This is a genomic window from Paenibacillus sp. S02, assembly GCF_019454065.1.
In the GTDB taxonomy this organism is placed as follows: Bacteria; Bacillota; Bacilli; order Paenibacillales; family Paenibacillaceae; genus Paenibacillus; species Paenibacillus polymyxa_B.
Genome location: NZ_CP073682.1, coordinates 5,698,407 through 5,714,600, shown reverse-complemented (window position 1 = coordinate 5,714,600; position 16,194 = coordinate 5,698,407). Strand labels below are relative to the sequence as shown.

The 16,194-nt window shown below is 47.8% G+C and carries 14 protein-coding genes; 10 read left to right on the top strand and 4 right to left on the bottom strand.

Going from position 1 to position 16,194, the window contains the following annotated elements:
- Window positions 1-140 precede the first annotated feature (140 nt).
- The 3 genes from KAI36_RS25440 to KAI36_RS25430 are packed head-to-tail and all read left to right on the top strand — an operon-like array spanning window position 141 to window position 3,080.
- Window positions 141-1,373: an ABC transporter substrate-binding protein gene (locus KAI36_RS25440; RefSeq protein WP_220026339.1), complete on the top strand. Its 1,233-nt coding sequence runs from the start codon at window positions 141-143 to the stop codon at window positions 1,371-1,373.
- 16 nt (window positions 1,374-1,389) lie between these two features.
- Complete coding sequence (locus KAI36_RS25435) at window positions 1,390-2,256, top strand: carbohydrate ABC transporter permease (protein ID WP_053326352.1); 867 nt, start codon at window positions 1,390-1,392, stop codon at window positions 2,254-2,256.
- The gene (locus KAI36_RS25430) at window positions 2,256-3,080 is read left to right on the top strand and encodes a carbohydrate ABC transporter permease (protein ID WP_220026338.1); all 825 of its coding nucleotides are present in this window, start codon (window positions 2,256-2,258) and stop codon (window positions 3,078-3,080) included. The genes KAI36_RS25435 and KAI36_RS25430 overlap by 1 nt, the downstream gene beginning before the upstream one ends.
- A gap of 109 nt (window positions 3,081-3,189) precedes the next feature.
- Here KAI36_RS25430 and KAI36_RS25425 read toward each other — a convergent pair whose 3' ends face one another.
- The 3 genes from KAI36_RS25425 to KAI36_RS25415 all read right to left on the bottom strand — a co-directional run bounded on the left by KAI36_RS25425 (window position 3,190) and on the right by KAI36_RS25415 (window position 6,638).
- Window positions 3,190-4,875 (bottom strand): DUF4179 domain-containing protein, encoded by a 1,686-nt coding sequence (locus KAI36_RS25425; RefSeq protein WP_220026337.1) that lies wholly within the window; start codon window positions 4,873-4,875, stop codon window positions 3,190-3,192.
- Window positions 4,835-5,395 carry an RNA polymerase sigma factor gene (locus KAI36_RS25420; RefSeq protein ID WP_220026336.1) on the bottom strand — a complete coding sequence of 187 codons (561 nt, stop codon included), beginning with the start codon at window positions 5,393-5,395 and terminating at the stop codon, window positions 4,835-4,837. The genes KAI36_RS25425 and KAI36_RS25420 overlap by 41 nt, the downstream gene beginning before the upstream one ends.
- 235 nt (window positions 5,396-5,630) lie before the next feature.
- A complete protein-coding gene (locus KAI36_RS25415; protein ID WP_220026335.1) occupies window positions 5,631-6,638 on the bottom strand; it encodes an acrylyl-CoA reductase family protein in 1,008 nt (335 codons plus the stop codon).
- A 357-nt stretch (window positions 6,639-6,995) separates the two neighbouring features.
- On the opposite strand from KAI36_RS25415, the gene KAI36_RS25410 reads away from it, so the two are divergent.
- On the top strand, window positions 6,996-8,405 hold the full coding sequence (locus KAI36_RS25410; RefSeq protein WP_104497654.1) for an MATE family efflux transporter: 1,410 nt from the start codon (window positions 6,996-6,998) through the stop codon (window positions 8,403-8,405).
- A gap of 224 nt (window positions 8,406-8,629) precedes the next feature.
- Entirely contained in the window at window positions 8,630-9,643 is a 1,014-nt protein-coding gene (locus KAI36_RS25405) for a LacI family DNA-binding transcriptional regulator (RefSeq protein WP_023990869.1), read from the top strand.
- A 178-nt stretch (window positions 9,644-9,821) separates the two neighbouring features.
- Here KAI36_RS25405 and KAI36_RS25400 read toward each other — a convergent pair whose 3' ends face one another.
- A complete protein-coding gene (locus KAI36_RS25400) occupies window positions 9,822-10,778 on the bottom strand; it encodes a sugar kinase (protein ID WP_025721975.1) in 957 nt (318 codons plus the stop codon).
- Window positions 10,779-11,118: 340 nt separating this feature from the next.
- Between KAI36_RS25400 and kduI the strand changes: the two genes are divergently transcribed.
- From kduI to KAI36_RS25375, 5 genes are all read left to right on the top strand, one after another.
- Window positions 11,119-11,949 (top strand): 5-dehydro-4-deoxy-D-glucuronate isomerase, encoded by an 831-nt coding sequence (gene kduI, locus KAI36_RS25395; RefSeq protein ID WP_023990866.1) that lies wholly within the window; start codon window positions 11,119-11,121, stop codon window positions 11,947-11,949.
- A 79-nt stretch (window positions 11,950-12,028) separates the two neighbouring features.
- Window positions 12,029-12,673, top strand: coding sequence for a bifunctional 2-keto-4-hydroxyglutarate aldolase/2-keto-3-deoxy-6-phosphogluconate aldolase (locus KAI36_RS25390; protein WP_025683172.1), 645 nt, complete (start codon window positions 12,029-12,031; stop codon window positions 12,671-12,673).
- Between the two features lie 49 nt (window positions 12,674-12,722).
- Window positions 12,723-13,499 (top strand): 2-dehydro-3-deoxy-D-gluconate 5-dehydrogenase KduD, encoded by a 777-nt coding sequence (kduD, locus tag KAI36_RS25385; RefSeq protein WP_220026334.1) that lies wholly within the window; start codon window positions 12,723-12,725, stop codon window positions 13,497-13,499.
- A 247-nt stretch (window positions 13,500-13,746) separates the two neighbouring features.
- On the top strand, window positions 13,747-14,985 hold the full coding sequence (locus tag KAI36_RS25380; RefSeq protein ID WP_220026333.1) for a CynX/NimT family MFS transporter: 1,239 nt from the start codon (window positions 13,747-13,749) through the stop codon (window positions 14,983-14,985).
- On the top strand, window positions 14,966-16,117 hold the full coding sequence (locus tag KAI36_RS25375) for a winged helix-turn-helix domain-containing protein (RefSeq protein ID WP_220026332.1): 1,152 nt from the start codon (window positions 14,966-14,968) through the stop codon (window positions 16,115-16,117). Before KAI36_RS25380 ends, KAI36_RS25375 begins: the two co-directional genes overlap by 20 nt.
- The last annotated feature ends 77 nt before the right edge of the window (window positions 16,118-16,194 follow it).

Genomic DNA, 16,194 nt, shown 5'->3' with positions numbered 1-16,194 from the left:
TGAACATCATAAAAGTAAAAGAAAGATCCAACCGACCGTTTGAGGGTTAGTTGGATCTTTTATCGTTTCTTTTCCATAAGGGACGGGTATTAATTGTCTAGTCCCGCATAGATTGACATAGGGGAAAAGGAGGTATGAGCATGTGGAGTTGGGTCAAAAAGCTGTCTACACTGGCGGCGATCCTTTTGTTGGCTTTTTTTGTAAGCGCATGCAACAAGGGCGATGCTTCGGGCAAGGTGAAGATTGAATTTTTCCAGAACAAGCCGGAGGCCAAGGGTTCTTTCGATAAGCTGATCTCTCAATTCAATCAGGAACATCCCGGTATTGAAGTGACACAGGTCAACCCACCGGAGGCAGAGACCGTGTTATTGACCCGGGTTGTCAAAAACGATGTACCTGACATCGTGGGGCTTGGGGCCACTGATACCTACTCCATTTTGGCACAAAGCGGTATTTTTACGGATCTGGCGAATACAGAATTGCCACGTACGATTGACCCGATTTACCTCAAAATGCTTAAGGATGTGACCGGGGTCGATCCCGTGTATGGAATTCCTTATGCTGCGAATGCGAATGGTGTGATGTATAACAAAACGCTTTTTAAGGAAATGGGATTACAGGTGCCCAAAACGTGGGATGAGCTGATTGCAACGGCGCAAAAGATCAAAGCTGCTGGGAAAATCCCGTTCTATTTTACATATAAAGATGATTGGCAAACGAATCTCCCCTTTAATGCGCTGAGCCCGAATCTGGTGGGCATTAATTTTTTCCTGCAACGGCGTGAAAATCAGGTCACCTTTCAGGACAAGTACCGCGAGGTTGCTGAAAAGCAGCTGGAGCTATTGAAATACGGACATGGTGATAATTTTGGCAAAAACTATGCCGACGGTAATCGTGCCTTCGCTAACGGGCAGGGATTGATGTACATTCAGGGCTCGTGGGCCATATCTGAAATTCGCAAAGCTAACCCGAAAGTGGAGCTTGGTTTTTTCCCATTACCGACAGGGAATGACGAAAAGGCGGTCAAACTGGTGTCCGGTATAGATACACTATTGGCCGTTTCGGAGAGCACCCCGCATAAAAAGGAGGCCGAGGAGTTCATTGCCTTCTTGTTGAAGCCGGAGAACAGCAAGCAATACATTACAGAGCAAACGCTGTTTTCAGCGGTGAAGGGAGTTACGCAGGATGATCCGAGTGTGGCGGAGCTGTTGCCTTATTTTAAATCGGGCCGCGTCATTGATTTTGCCGATCACTATATTCCCAAAGCGGTCCAATTGAATTCTATTGTGCAGGCCTTCCTGCAAAACAGAGACATCGACGCTTATCTGGCCAAGTTAGACAGTGAGTGGAATAAGGTAGCTAACCGCCGATAGGAGAGGAGGAAGAGACATGAATAAGCGACTAACGACTTTTTACTGGATGACGGTGCCGGCGGTGCTATTGTTTTTTGTATTTTTGACCTTGCCTGCCTTGCAGGGATTTTATTATTCGCTTACGAACTGGAACGGTTTTGGTCATCAGTATCACTTTGTCGGGTTTAAGAACTATATTAATTTGTTTCAGGATGACAATGTGGGGAACGCATACTGGTTTACTTTCAAATTTGCGATTGTGGTTACCATTGCGACTAATATCCTTAGTTTGCTGATTGCGCTAGGGCTGAATGCTAAAATACGGTTTCGTAACTTTTTCCGCGGTATTTATTTTCTGCCTAATATTTTGAGCGTGCTAATCGTGGGTTACATATTCAATTACTTGTTCTCGAACGTGTTTACGATTTGGGGGCAAAATTTAGGGATTACCTCATTGTCGACGAACATTTTGGGCAGCGAACAACTGGCTTGGGTGGGGGTTGTCATCGTAGCTGTATGGCAGGGGATTGCCTTTAATACGATTCTCTATCTGGCCGGGCTGCAAACCATTCCGACAAGTCTGTATGAGGCGTCCAACCTGGACGGTGCGGGTAAATGGCGCGAATTCTGGAGCATTACCTTTCCGTTAATTGCTCCATTTTTTACGATCAATATGGTATTGGCGATGAAAAATTCCCTGATGGTGTTCGATCAGATCGTGGCTTTGACGAATGGCGGGCCGGGACGGGCCACCCAGTCGATTTCCCACCTGATATACACCGGGGGCTTTAGAGGTGGAGAATTTGCTTATCAGTCGGCTAACTCTGTTATTTACTTTATTGTGATCGCGATCATTTCCATCTTACAGCTGCGATTCCTCCAGAGAAGGGAGATGGATAACTGATGAAAGCAAGCAGACGTACCAACTGGCCTGTGCTGCTTCTGGTAGCGTTGGGAACAATATTTATTCTGTTTCCCCTCTATATGACGGTGACGATAGCACTTAAAAATCCCGAGCAGATGGCACATTCCGCCTTTGCCTTTCCGACCGAGCTGCATTGGGAGAATTTTAGTCGTGCAGTGGAAATGACCCATTTCTTCAGCGCTTTTCAGAACAGTGTGATGGTCACGACATCGACGGTCATACTCACTTTGCTAACCAATTCGATGGTCGCTTATGCAATTGCCCGTAATATGCAGCGACGCTTTTTTAAGGGATTATATTTTTACTTTGTGAGCGCCATGTTTATACCGTTCCCGATCATCATGCTGCCGATTGTAAAACTGGCCTCAGGCCTTCATATGACTAATCTGTTGGGTCTCATTATGCTGCATACGGTGTACGGTTTGGCGTTTAATGTCTTCGTGTATGTCGGTTATATTCGCTCCATTCCGGTGGCATTGGAAGAGGCAGCCACGGTAGATGGTGCGACGACATGGGGTACTTTTTGGCGCATTATATTCCCGCTGATGGCGCCGATCAGTGCTACGGTGGGAATTCTCACTTGTTTGTCCACATATAACGACTTCCTGCTGCCGCTCATTATTATCAGCGATGCGGAGCAATATACGTTACCGCTCGTCCAGTATGTATTTCAGGGGCAGTTCAATACCGACTTTAATCTGGCCTTTGCTTCGTACCTGATGGCCTTGCTGCCGATGATTATTGTCTATCTGATTGCACAAAAATGGATTATCAATGGCGTTACGCAAGGTTCTGTGAAGTAAGGCGGGAGCCAATCGTTTCGGGCAGACTGTGCATTCCTAGGAAAATAAAAAAAGGGTTCCCTATACCACGGTTCACACAGGTATAGAGGACCCTCTTTTTATAGCATTGCTATTTAGATGCTTCGCTGTTGCTTGTCAGAGGCTGCAAGGGTACGGTTGTCTCTGCTTCCGGGTCGTCCGTTGTATAGTAGAACATATAGATAGAAGCTTCCTTCCCTTTGAAGTTCTTGTAGACATCCACTGCCTTGTTATTGCCGTCTCCGGCGAAATTGGCTGTGATCGGCTTGCCGATAATCCGTTCTTTACCCAGGCCAATATGCGTCTGGTTAATCCCTCCAAAGTGAGCGTCCTCGCTTTCGGTTTCTACGAATAAGTCCGATCCCTGTTTGTAGTAGGTCCACTTCACAGGATAGCCACCGATTTGCGTCGTTAGCGTCTGCTTTTGCTCAGAAATATCAGTTAAACGCTGTGGCGTTTTGTCATCCGAATGGGTCGTAACCTTGTATTTGCTTGTAAAAGTAACAGGAGTGTCCTTGGTAATCACAAGATTGGACGGTCGTTCAAAACGGATCGTGTTCAGATCGTGTTCCTGATCAGGTGAAGACCAACGGCTACCCTCTAGCGTTGTGCCGTTCACAGAAAGAAAGTACTTTTGATAAGGTAACATGGCGAATTTCTTTTCGCTTCTGATCGTGACACGGATTTGTGTAGGTGTGACAATCATTTGTTCTAGCGTAAAATTCGGCTTGCCGTTCTCCAATGGGGTGTTCAGCACGCTTTTAATCGTTCCGCTTTCCATTTTCTTCTTGCTTAGCTGCAGATCAAGGTTTATGGGTTCATTTATACTTTTCTCAGTTTGCGCATATTGCAGTTTGAAAGTAGTCTGTCCTTCCGGTATATCTGCTTTAGTAAAATACTGCTGGGCTGTGTATTCCCCGTTCTCACCGGGTGTACCAAAAGTCCCTCCAGGTTGAGGCCGCACAGGTTCTCCACCTTTGTAGGCAATGATTTGTGGATTGTCCCATTCCTTCGGCTTGGACGAATCGAAGGTAATTGCCGAGGACAGCATTAGCTTATCCTTCCCTTGTTCGAATACCTGTACCTTCAAATCTTGTAAGCCGTTACGATCCAGCTTGAACGTCTGCATCTGAGGCGATTTGATATCGAGCGGCAATTCCAGTTCCTGAACGCTGGTGAGCTCAATATGATCTACGGTCAGCCGCACGTTCTCTGTTTCTTGCTGCGGTGTCCAATCGCTTTCAAAGTAGCCGTTATAACGTTGGTTTTTCTCGTCCCATTGTTGAAAGCTATACTCGCCTGCACTGCTTTTCCCTGCAGCACTTTTAAGCGATACGCCTTTGACATTCCAAAACTCGTTCTCTGCGCGTTTTCCGACCTCCAAGCTGTACAGAATCACGGTCCGGTTCTCATCGACAATAGCGGTATGCAGCGTCAGCTTCACTCCGTCTCTGGTTACGGATTGCTCCAGCGGCTGTCCAAGGTCTTGATTTAGTGCCGTCTGAATGCCGCTTCTTCCGTGCAGCAGATCGCCCCAATTGTAATGGATGGCGGCATAGACGGGAACGGCAACGAGAAGTGCACTCAGAGAGGCGGCGATAGCTATTTTGCGCCAATTTCTGTGTCGGTGCGGAGTGAATGAATCGGAAGCGTCGGTTAGCGTAGGGGCAGTATGCCCTGTCTGTTCCATCCGGTTCCACATCTCATCGAAGTCAGGATAGGCCATTTCCGAATCATCATTTAACTTGCGCTTCAATGCCTTTTCTATGTTGTTCATAGTTCTCTCCTTCCATCTCGGGAATTTGTCCCCCTGCATCCCGCAGTATTTGCTCCAATAACTTTAGTCCTTTGTGAGTCCTCGATTTGACGGTTCCCAGCGGAATTTCCAGCAGTTTTGATATTTCGGCCAGCGTGAAATCATGCATATAGCGGAGTGTCAGCACAGCGCGGATTTTGGCTGGAAGACGATTCATATAAACGGCCCATTCCTCTGCTGATTCGCGTTCTTCCACCAGCCTGTCTACAGGCTTACCTTCCGCCCCGCTAAATAGATAGGGATTAGCCGATACCTTCAAATGCAGGCTTTTCTGGCGTTTAAGGTAATTCAGACAATGATTGACCGTAATTTTCATAATCCAGGCTTTTAGTTGTTCGATCTGTTCACGATTGCTGCGAAACAGGATGATAAACACTTCCTGTGTTAAATCCTCTGCATCCGATGCATTATGTACCATGTAGTAGCAGGTTCGGTATACATCTCGTTGATACAAATCAAACAACTCTCGATTACTCTCCAATGATGTGCTCTCCTTTCTCGTGCAGTTTATCTATATAACAACTGAGGTCCTCAAAAGGTTCATTTGGTTGCGAAAAGTAAATCCTCTGCTTCAAATGTACCACATGAAAAAAAGAAGCCTGTAAATCTCAAAACTGCAGATTTACAGGCTTCTCACATGTTCCTAACCTAGACTCTATGGGATGACACTTCTTCACGCGAAAACCGTCAATGGTTAGCTTGCGGACCTACTCCGCTTAGTCAACCAGCCGTACAATCGTTCTTCCTTGCGAGCGGGCTGCAAGGATATCTTCGAGCGCGCTTGGCAGGTCAGCCAATCCGACTTCGCGCTCAACGAGCTGCTCCAGCTGCTCCGGCTTCCATTCGCTACCGAGTCGCTTCCAGATCGCTACGCGAGTGTCGTATGGGCAGAAGACAGAGTCTATGCCCAGCAGACTTACGCCGCGCAAAATAAACGGCAGCACCGTCGTAGGCAGCTTGGTGCCTGCCGTCAGGCCGCTCACGGCTACAGAGCCGTTGTAGGCGATTTGGCTGAGCAGCGAAGCGAGCGGCTTTCCGCCTACAGGATCAACAGCCGCTTGATAAAGCTGCTTGCCCAGCGGGCGGATGCTCTCCGCACCGTCGTAGACCTCCTCGCGGGAAATGATCTCGGCTGCTCCGAGCGCCTTGAGGTAATCGTGAGCATCAGCCTTGCCACTGCTGGCTACGACATGGTAGCCTCTCTTGTTCAGCAGGGCTATGGCTGCCCCACCTACGCCGCCCGTCGCTCCGGTGACGAGTACCTTGCCCTGCTCCGGAGTAACGCCGTTTTGCTCCAGTCGATATAACGACAGGGCTGCGGTGAATCCAGCTGTCCCGAAAATCATCGCCTCTCTCGGCGTGAGTCCGTCTGGAAGTGGAACCACCCAGTCCGCAGGCACGCGTGCATATTGGCTGAATCCCCCGAATTGAGACACACCCAGCCCGTATCCGGTAACGAGCACCGCTTGTCCTTCGCTAAAGCGGCTGTCCTCCGAAGAGACGACGGTTCCCGAGCAATCTATGCCTGGTACGAACGGATAGGCTTTGACAATATTGCCATCCTTGCGGGCAGCAAGCCCATCTTTATAATTGATGCTGGAATAAGCGACACGAATCAATACTTCTCCAGCAGGTAAACTGCTAGCTTCCAGAGAACGTACCTCTGCTTGAACTTCACCATCCTGCGTCTGATCGACGACAAGAGCTTGAAATGATTGAGTCATCTGTAAAAGCCTCCTTTATTACCTTTTAACCCTAAGAATGTCCTATATATTCCATCTTTAATTCACAAATTATGCTTAGGAAGCATACAACAATCTTCACAACCTGTCAGCGGCAATGCTCACAGGCTCGTATTCTATTATACTCTTTAGCTCATAATTACGTCGAAAAGACCAGATTCCTGGTATATTCTTTCAATATTCTGTTTCAATAAAGTTCGATAATCAATTATAAAGAGGGTGATAAATGAATTCTTACGCATTTTGCAAATCATTTTACGTAAACGGGATGTATTTTCAGAATGACTGTGCTAACATACCTTTTGATCGTTAAATAAATCTATGAAGAAAGGTGAATGAATGACAACCAGAGCACTAAAAAAAGGTTCGGTATTGTCCGAAGCTAAGGAACTGAATTTGTTCCGTTTAACATGGCCTATTTTCCTTGAATTGTTTCTGTTTATGCTAATGGGGAGCGTCGACACGTTCATGATCAGTTCTGTATCTGATAATGCAGTGTCGGGTGTGGGCGCGTCCAATCAAATTATTTCAATTGCCATCCTTGTACTGGAGGTTATCGGCAACGGCGCTGCTATCGTCGTAGCTCAATATATCGGTTCTAAGAAACTAGTCGAAGCGGCCCAGGTTACAGGTACGGCCATTACGTTGAATTTGATGGTAGGTCTTTTACTTAGCGTAATTTTTCTTGTATTTGGTACGCACATGTTGCAATGGCTGAATGTCCAGGGTGAGATTCTGGCTTACGCGGAGTCGTATATGAGCATCGTCGGGGGTGCCATTTTTCTTCAAGCATTGATTAATGCGCTGGCGGCGACCATTCGTACACATGGTTTTACCAAAGAAACGATGTATGTATCGGTTTTTATGAACGTGATCCACGTGGTCGGCAACTATGTTTTGATTTTTGGGCATTGGGGAATGCCTGCACTTGGAGTAGAGGGAGCTGCTATTTCTACAGTAGGTAGCCGCTTTATTTGTCTCTTGATCTTCTTCTGGCTGATGTACCGGGTCACTGAGGTTCGTGTCGAGTGGAAATATTACGTCCAATTGTCCAAAAAGTTCATCTCTAAAATATTGCGCATTGGTGTACCATCCGCGCTGGAGTCCATTATGTATCAGTCGTGTCAGCTCATCTTCACACTGTACGTGACTTATCTTGGCGCAGAAGCAATGGCGACACGTCAATATGCGAATAATATTTCAAGCTATATTTACTTGTTCAGTATGGCAGTCGGTATGGGTACGGCTATTGTGGTAGGAAGGCTCGTGGGAGCCAGACAGAAGGATACTGCCTATAAACGTGTACTGACCAGTGTGAAATGGGCGTTGCTCGTGACCGTGATTATTGATGCGGTGGTCATCTTTTTCCGTGTTCCCTTGCTTGGTTTGTTCACGGAAAACCCTGAAATTATTCGTTTGGGAGCACAGGTCATTTTACTTAGCATTCTGCTAGAAACTGGCCGGACAACGAATATCGTCATTATTAACTCGTTGCGTGCTGCTGGAGATGCGAAGTTCCCGGTCTTTATGGGCCTGATCTCCATGGTCTGCATGAGCTTGCCGCTTGGTTATCTGCTTGTGTTCAAGCTGGACATGGGGCTCGCCGGCGTGTGGCTGGCGATTGCTGCTGATGAATGGACTCGTGCTGTCATCATGTATGCCCGCTGGAAAAGCCGGTTATGGGAAAAGCATGCGTTGGTCGAGCACGATACACCAGATCAGTCTGTAACGCCCGTTCCGGCACACTGATCCGAGCAGTATTTATGGTTACGTGGAGGCAGTTCAAGAGAACATCTTGAGCTGCCTCTTTTTGCTGCTGGAGAACCATACTTCTACACGGTGGCACGATAGGCAACTTTGAAGTTCTACTTATATCATAATGGCATTCATAAATAGAAGTATGGTAAATTTACTAAAAAAAAGATATACTTTTGTTGCACTAACGCAGTACATGAAAGACAAGGAGTGTACCGATGAAGAAGCCGACGATTGAAGATGTTGCCCAGAAGGCAGGAGTGTCTAAAAGCACTGTCTCGCAATTTCTGAACAAACGATATAAATATATGAGCGACCAGACCAGAGACCGGATTGCCGAGGTTATTCAAGAGCTGAACTATCAGCCTAACGGGCTGGCCCGCAGCTTGAAGCAAAACCGGACGTTTATGGTCGGGGTCATTGTAGCCAACATTGACTATACCCTTTCGATCCAGTCTATCCGTGCGATTGAGGAGGAATTGCAGCGTTTTGGCATTCAGGTGATCATTTGCAACGCCGATGAAAATCCGGACAAGGAGGGCCAGTATATTGAGATGCTCAAGGCTCGGCAGGTAGACGGCCTGATCATCTTCCCGACAGGCAAGCATGCAGATATCTACAACCAGCTCATTCGTGAAAAGTATCCGTTAGTGTTTTTGGACCGTTTGGTAGACGGGGTGAATACGCGCAGCCTGCTGCTGGATAACGAAATGGCGATTAAGCTGGCGATTCAGGAACTTGTGGCTCACAAACATGAGCGAATTGCGCTGATTACTTTGCCCCTTGGCTTGAATCGGATTACTCCACGGGTGGAGCGGCTCAGCGGATACAAAAAGGCGCTGGAAGAGCATGGCTTGCCATTTCGAGAAGAGTATATGCGCAGTGTGCCGAGAGAAGAAATCCAGCAGACACTGAAGGAGTTGTTCCAGCTCCCAGAGCCGCCGACTGCGCTGTTGGCCGGGAATGATATTGTGCTAGCAGAGGCGCTGAAATATGTAAATGCCCGCCGTATACGCATTCCGGTGGAGTTGTCTATTATCGGGATTGACGATGCGGAGTTTGCCCATATTTACAATCCGCCGATTACGACTATTACGCAACCGATTGCGGATATGGGGAAGCAAGCGGCAAAGACGCTGCTGTCCAGCATTGAGGAGGGCGGCGAATCGGTTCCGATTATCTACCGATTTGTGCCGGATATTAATCGAGGAGAATCAGTTAAAACGTTGTAGACGAGCATCATGTCATATATTTAAAATAGCCCGTATTCCTTTGTACGACCTGAGCTTGCGTATGCTACTCAGGTCACACAAATGCGAATACGGGCTATTAAAAGTTAAGGCCGACTTCTTTCGGCCTTGTTGAGCTTGCGCTAATAGCGGTGAAGGCTATGCGGGGAATGAATCCGGATTAATTCGTGCTGGCGCTGAGCAAAAAGGATTCCAGCCCGGCTCGTGTCGGATAGCCGTCCATATCTCCAGCTGACATGACAGCCAGTGCGCCAAGGGCATTACCGCGTTTGACTGCCTCTGCCAGGGGCAAGCCTTCCAGCAGTGCGCTGATAACACCTGCTGCAAATCCGTCACCCGCGCCTACGGTATCAACAACATGCTCTACGCGGAAGCGTTTGACGTATCCCTCAGCATCTGCGGATTTGTAATATGCACCTTCGGTTCCCAGCTTGATGATGACCAGCGAGGTACCTCGGTCAAGATAGAAGGAAGCGATATCCTCCGGTGAGGTGTAGCCTGTCAATATTTTACCTTCATGAATGCCGGGTAGAAGCCAGTCGCACCCCTCAGATGCTTCGTTAATCGCCTCTACCATCGTTTGCGTGTCAGGCCATAACTTGGGTCTGAGGTTCGGATCAAAGGATACGGTTTTGCCAGCCTTTTTCATAAATTGCCGCGCATGTCGTGCGAAATCACGGCACTCAGGGGAGAGGGCGACAGAAATACCTGTAAAATGCAGATGGCGAGCTCCGGAAAAGTAAGCCTCGTTAAAATCAGCGATGCTTAATGTGGAAGCGGCGGAATGTTTGCGGAAGTATTCCACCTCTGGGTCCCCACTTGTAACTTTGGATTTAATCAGCATGCCGGTAGAGTGGTCTTTGGTAAACATGACGTTCTGGGTGTCGATCCCTTCCTGACGTAGCGCACTGGCAATGAACTTGCCGAACGTATCCTCGCCGAGTTTGGTCACGAGTCCCGCCCGTAGACCCAAACGCGCCAAACCGGCTGAAACATTCGTCTCTGCCCCGGCCAACGCTTTGGTGAATGAACGCACCTCATCCAGAGAGCCTGCTTCATTGGCATAAAACATGGCCATCGGTTCTCCGAAGGTAACAGCATCCAATGTTGAGGTCATTTGTATTCCTCCTTATGTTTAGTAAACTTAATCTGTAAGCGCATGCACCAACTGAATAAATTGAAATTATCACATAAATCGGTTTTTCACAATGATGAAGTTGATATATTTGCTAAAAACTTTTTGGGTAATATAGATAAAAAAATGCGATTTTGTTTATCAAAAGGTAAAAAGCGTGTAAAACTTCGTGTATATTAAGGTTTTTTCTAGGAATGGTGAAGTTTTGGGTTGACACCCTCTTAGATAATTATTACAATTCTAGCTAAGAAGTAGAGTTAGAAACCGCTTTTATAACAATTCCGTTGATAAAAAAGTTTATCTAAACAGGAGGAATGTTTTTATGGAAATGCGTTATTCAACTCATCCCGAACATGCCAAGCATTTTACGACTGAAGAGTTGCGTCAGCACTATCTGATCCAGGAACTGTTTGTACCTGAGGAGGTAAAGCTGGTCTATACGCATGAAGATCGTGTCATTATCGGGGGCATTTATCCCGTGAATAAATCTGTTGCACTGGAAGGTAACGATCAAATCAAAGCGGAAACTTTCCTGGAGCGCCGCGAACTGGGCATTTTTAATGTCGGGGGCAGCGGTACGGTCAAGGTGGATGGTGAAACTTACGAGCTGGCCACAAAAGACTGTCTCTACGTAGGTAAAGGTGGCAAGGAGTTGATCTTTGAAAGCGATTCCAGTGAAAAGCCTGCGAAATTTTATATCGTTTCAGCTTTGGCTCATACCACGTATCCGACGACGAAGCAGTCTTTTGCCGATGTACCGTCTGAAAGTCTGGGTTCGCAGGAAACAGCCAACAACCGTACGTTGCGTCGCTTTATCCATGATGAAGGCATTCAAAGTTGCCAATTGGTTATGGGGATGACGACGTTGGAGAACGGCAGTGTGTGGAACTCCATGCCGACGCATGTTCATGACCGTCGTATGGAAGTGTATTTCTACTTTGAACTGGATGAGAATGCGAGAATGTTCCACCTGATGGGTGAACCGAACGAAACGCGCCATCTGGTGATGAAGAATGATGAAGCCGTTATTTCTCCACCTTGGTCTATCCACTGCGGTGCGGCTACGGGCAGCTATACCTTCATTTGGGGCATGGCCGGTGAAAATAAAACATACAAAGACATGGATCAGGTTGCCATGAGCGAGTTGCGCTAATCCGATCAGTGTATTGGAGCGTAGACCTGCAAGCGGCTTAGGGTACATGGTCATCCCATTCGTGGAAAGGATCAGGAACATGACGAAAAAGAAAGTTTTGGAACATATCACTTCAGTAGGTGTCGTCGCAGTCATTCGGGGAAACACGGCGGAGGAAGCATATCTAATGTCTAAAGCCTGCATTGAAGGTGGCTTGGATAATATTGAGCTTACATTTACGACGCCGGATGCGGATCAGGTCATTCGAAGATTGAGAGACGAATTTAAAGATCGGGCAGTGATTGGTGCAGGAACGGTATTGGAGTCACTGACGGCGAGAATTGCTATTCTGGCCGGAGCAGAGTTTGTCGTGAGTCCTTCTTTTGAAGAAGAAACAGCGAAGCTGTGCAATTTGTATGCGATTCCTTATATGCCCGGCTGTATGACGCTAAATGAGATCAAGGAAGCCATGAAATTGGGTAGCGATGTCGTGAAGTTGTTCCCAGGAAGTGCGATGGGGGCGGACTTTGTTAAGGCCGTCAGAGGTCCAATGCCTCATGTACAGATTATGCCAACTGGTGGCGTTGATCTGGACAATATGGAAACCTGGCTGCGTAACGGATGTGTAGCCGTGGGAATTGGGGGTAATTTGACGGCTCCAGCCAAAGAGGGTCGCTACGACTTGATCACAGAAAATGCAGCACGTTATGTAGCTAAGTATAAGGAAGTACGCGCAGCGCTGTAGGCTTCAGGAATTATAGGTTTTTATACTAATTTGTGATGGAGGCGTAGGCATGGGTCTGGACAATTTTTCATTGGATTTTTTCAGTCTGAAAGGTAAAACGGCAATTGTAACAGGAGGCAACAGTGGTTTGGGTCAAGGGTATTCCGTAGCTTTGGCCAAAGCGGGCGCAGACCTGTTCATTGTAGCTAACAATGATGATTATGAAGAAACAAGACGTCTGGTCGAACCTACAGGTGTGAAGGTTGTCTTTCATGAGGCGGATCTGACGAATAAAGCATCTATTAAGAAGATTGTAGAAGAATGCGTCAAGGAATTCGGCAAGATTGATATCCTCGTAAACAATGCAGGTACGATTCGTCGCGCCCCTCTGCTGGAGTATAAAGATGAGGATTGGGACGCTGTCATGGAGATCAATCTGAATGCCGTATATCATCTGAGCCAGGAAGTGGCAAAGGTGATGGTAGAGCAAAAAAGCGGGAAGATTATCAATGTCGCTTCTATGCTTGCTTTTCAGGGTGGCAAATTCGTTCCGCCATATACAGCGAGCAAGCATGCGGTAGCTGGTTTGACCAAGGCATTTGCGAACGAGCTGGCGGTTCATAACGTTCAGATTAATGCGATTGCGCCGGGTTATATTGCTACGGCAAACACGGCTCCAATCCGTGCGGATGAAAGTCGCAATCAAGAAATCTTGTCGCGTATTCCTGCGGGTCGTTGGGGCGATCCGTCTGATTTGATGGGAGTTGTGGTTTTCCTCGCCAGTCAGGGTTCCGACTACATGAACGGTCATATCTTGGCGGTGGACGGCGGCTGGTTGGTACGTTAAGCAGCGCTGGTCGCATCGAGGTTTATGAACTGAAAGCTGCCTCAAAAGGAAACTATCCTTTCAGGCAGCTTTTATTTTTTCAATGAAGCTATATGGTGAACTTGAAGACTTGGGGCGCTGTGTCGATCCGTCCTATGCATATGGCACGAATGCCTTTATAATTTAATGAGATAAAAATTGCTAGGCTCCAGCCGTACACTTGGTTGGAGCCTTTGAGCATAACACAGATGGATTGGAGAATGGAGAGATGAGTTCACAGCAACACCAACGAGCTTTGGTATACAAATCTTTGTGGCATGCCGGTCCTTGGGTGCTTGCCGTAGGGATCATTCTGGTAGGTGCCAATCTGCGCGCCTCGATTACCTCGGTAGGACCTCTTATCGGTTTGATTAAGGATTCTTTGCATATTTCGAATACACTGAGTGGTCTATTAACGACATTGCCGCTGCTGGCTTTTGCCCTGTTGTCGCCCTTTGTAGCCAAACTGTCGCGCCGCTTTGGGTCGTCTCTTATTATTTTTGCAGCCTTGCTGCTGTTGACCGCAGGTATTGTGGTGCGCTCAACGCTGGGGGTGACCGCATTATTTATCGGGACCGCCATGCTGGGACTGGCTATTGCCGTGTGTAATGTGTTGCTGCCCAGTCTGATCAAAGAGGAGTTTCCTCGCAACAGCGGACTAATGACCGGCGTATACTCAGTATCCATGAATGTGGTCGCAGCAACCGCATCTGGCCTGAGTATACCGCTGGCTATAAATGGAGGTATGGGCTGGCGAGGTGCTTTGGGAGTATGGGGGATTGTGGGTGTCGTAGGTATTTTACTCTGGGTGCCCCAGCTCCTTAAGGCACGCAAAACAGCCAATAAAGCGGCAGTGTCTGCCCGAACCGTGAATGTATATACATCGTCTTTGGCTTGGAAGGTGACGCTGTTTATGGGGCTGCAATCTGCTCTGTTCTATGTTCCTGCCGCCTGGTTTCCAGAAATGATGAGCGGACAGGGAATGGATTCAGAGACTGCGGGATGGATGCTGTCTGTGCTGCAGTTTTCGCAAATGCCATTTACCTTTATTGTGCCTATTTGGGCGGCACGGGTGAAGGATCAGCGGGTATTGGTTCTGATTATGGCGGCGCTGTATTTTATCGGTCTGGGTGGATTTCTGCTTGGAGCTACACAGTGGAGTGTGATTTGGGTCATTTGTATCGGTATAGCGGGTGGTTTTGCTTTCCCGTTAGTGATGATGTTCTTTAATTTGCGGACGCGGACACCGCAGCAGGCAGCAGAGCTGTCTGGTATGGCGCAATCCTTTGGTTATTTGCTAGCAGCGACCGGGCCGACACTGTTCGGTTATTTGCATGATGCGACACAAGGCTGGACAATTCCGCTGCTGCTGCTCTTGTGCCTGAGTGTTCTGCTTATGTTTATAGGGCTAGGTGCAGCCAAGAAACGATATGTCGGAGGCGAGGTGGATGATCAGACTGCAATTTGATGCAGACGGTTACAGTGTGATCTGTAGTGCAGGTCGTGTTATGTTGTTGGCTAAAGAGTTTGCGCTGCTGCGCTTTCTGTACGATAACCGGAATCAGGTGTTCACCCGGGAACAACTACTGGATCGTGTGTGGCCGCTGGAGTATCCGGTGGAGCGTACGGTGGATGATCATATCTACAGATTGCGTAAAAAACTTAAATCATGGGATGTGCTCCGTATTCATACGGTCAGAGGGTATGGCTACAGCTTGACCTTGACTGACGTGCAGTCACAGAATCATCCGTCCTTGCACGATCAGGAGGTGCAGGACGCCGTACATGGACTATTCCGGAAATACCAGCTGTTGGGGCAGGGGAACTCCATTGTAGCGCTGGCTGCCCAGCAGGAGCAGATGGGTTTTGAATTGTCTGTCTTTTATCAAATGTATACCCGTTTTGTACAGGCGGATGTGTCCTGGTTCTTGGAGCGGGAGGACTTTACACGCGCAGACCGATTGTATTGGATGCTACTGCTATATATGTGCACAGCAGGGGTGACGGATGAGGGGCTTGCTCTATGTGAGTGTGCGCTTTCCAGCAGGCTGCTGTCCAGTGATCAGGAACGGGAATTACGCATTCTCAACATCCTGGAGGCTTATGTGGAAAATGGAAAACCTGAACGCGCACAGGAAGGTCTACCACTGACCTTGATGGTCATGGAGCGGGATGATCTTGATAAATTTGTGATGCCTGTTGCACTGATGGAGATGTACATGCATCTGGCTTCCAATCATATGGAAAAGGCTGCGGAACTGTCTGATCGTCTGGAAGGCATGCTGTCGGAGGCTCCGTATTTGCGTGAATTGGGCCGTTATCGCATGATGCGCGGACTTATGCTTTTACGTACTGGAGATGTGGGCAACGCCGAGCGGCTCATGGATGAAGGGCTGGACACCCTTGATATGGCTAAACAGGAATTGCTAAAAATCAAGGCGGTCTGCCAAATCCGCAGTTTTTTGAAGCTTTGCGGCTCCTATCCCACGCTGGAAGAGAAATATGCGGCTCAATATGATCGGCTTGACCGGGATAACAGTTTAACACTGCATCGTCCAGCGCTAAGGCGCTGGTTGGAGCAAACACTTTCTGTCGTCTGATGTTTTTAGCTGTCTGATTTTCCTCTGATATAGACCCGCTAGAATGTTCTTATTGCTAAAGAAGCTGAAAATGAGAG

Bases quoted from the DNA above. Each gene is read 5' to 3' on its own strand.
- KAI36_RS25440 (WP_220026339.1), top strand. From the start codon at position 141: ATGTGGAGTTGGGTCAAAAAGCTGTCTACACTGGCGGCGATCCTTTTG.
- KAI36_RS25435 (WP_053326352.1), top strand. From the start codon at position 1,390: ATGAATAAGCGACTAACGACTTTTTACTGGATGACGGTGCCGGCGGTG.
- KAI36_RS25430 (WP_220026338.1), top strand. From the start codon at position 2,256: ATGAAAGCAAGCAGACGTACCAACTGGCCTGTGCTGCTTCTGGTAGCG.
- KAI36_RS25425 (WP_220026337.1), bottom strand. From the start codon at position 4,875: ATGAACAACATAGAAAAGGCATTGAAGCGCAAGTTAAATGATGATTCG.
- KAI36_RS25415 (WP_220026335.1), bottom strand. From the start codon at position 6,638: ATGACTCAATCATTTCAAGCTCTTGTCGTCGATCAGACGCAGGATGGT.
- KAI36_RS25410 (WP_104497654.1), top strand. From the start codon at position 6,996: ATGACAACCAGAGCACTAAAAAAAGGTTCGGTATTGTCCGAAGCTAAG.
- KAI36_RS25405 (WP_023990869.1), top strand. From the start codon at position 8,630: ATGAAGAAGCCGACGATTGAAGATGTTGCCCAGAAGGCAGGAGTGTCT.
- KAI36_RS25400 (WP_025721975.1), bottom strand. From the start codon at position 10,778: ATGACCTCAACATTGGATGCTGTTACCTTCGGAGAACCGATGGCCATG.
- kduI (WP_023990866.1), top strand. From the start codon at position 11,119: ATGGAAATGCGTTATTCAACTCATCCCGAACATGCCAAGCATTTTACG.
- KAI36_RS25390 (WP_025683172.1), top strand. From the start codon at position 12,029: ATGACGAAAAAGAAAGTTTTGGAACATATCACTTCAGTAGGTGTCGTC.
- kduD (WP_220026334.1), top strand. From the start codon at position 12,723: ATGGGTCTGGACAATTTTTCATTGGATTTTTTCAGTCTGAAAGGTAAA.
- KAI36_RS25380 (WP_220026333.1), top strand. From the start codon at position 13,747: ATGAGTTCACAGCAACACCAACGAGCTTTGGTATACAAATCTTTGTGG.
- KAI36_RS25375 (WP_220026332.1), top strand. From the start codon at position 14,966: ATGATCAGACTGCAATTTGATGCAGACGGTTACAGTGTGATCTGTAGT.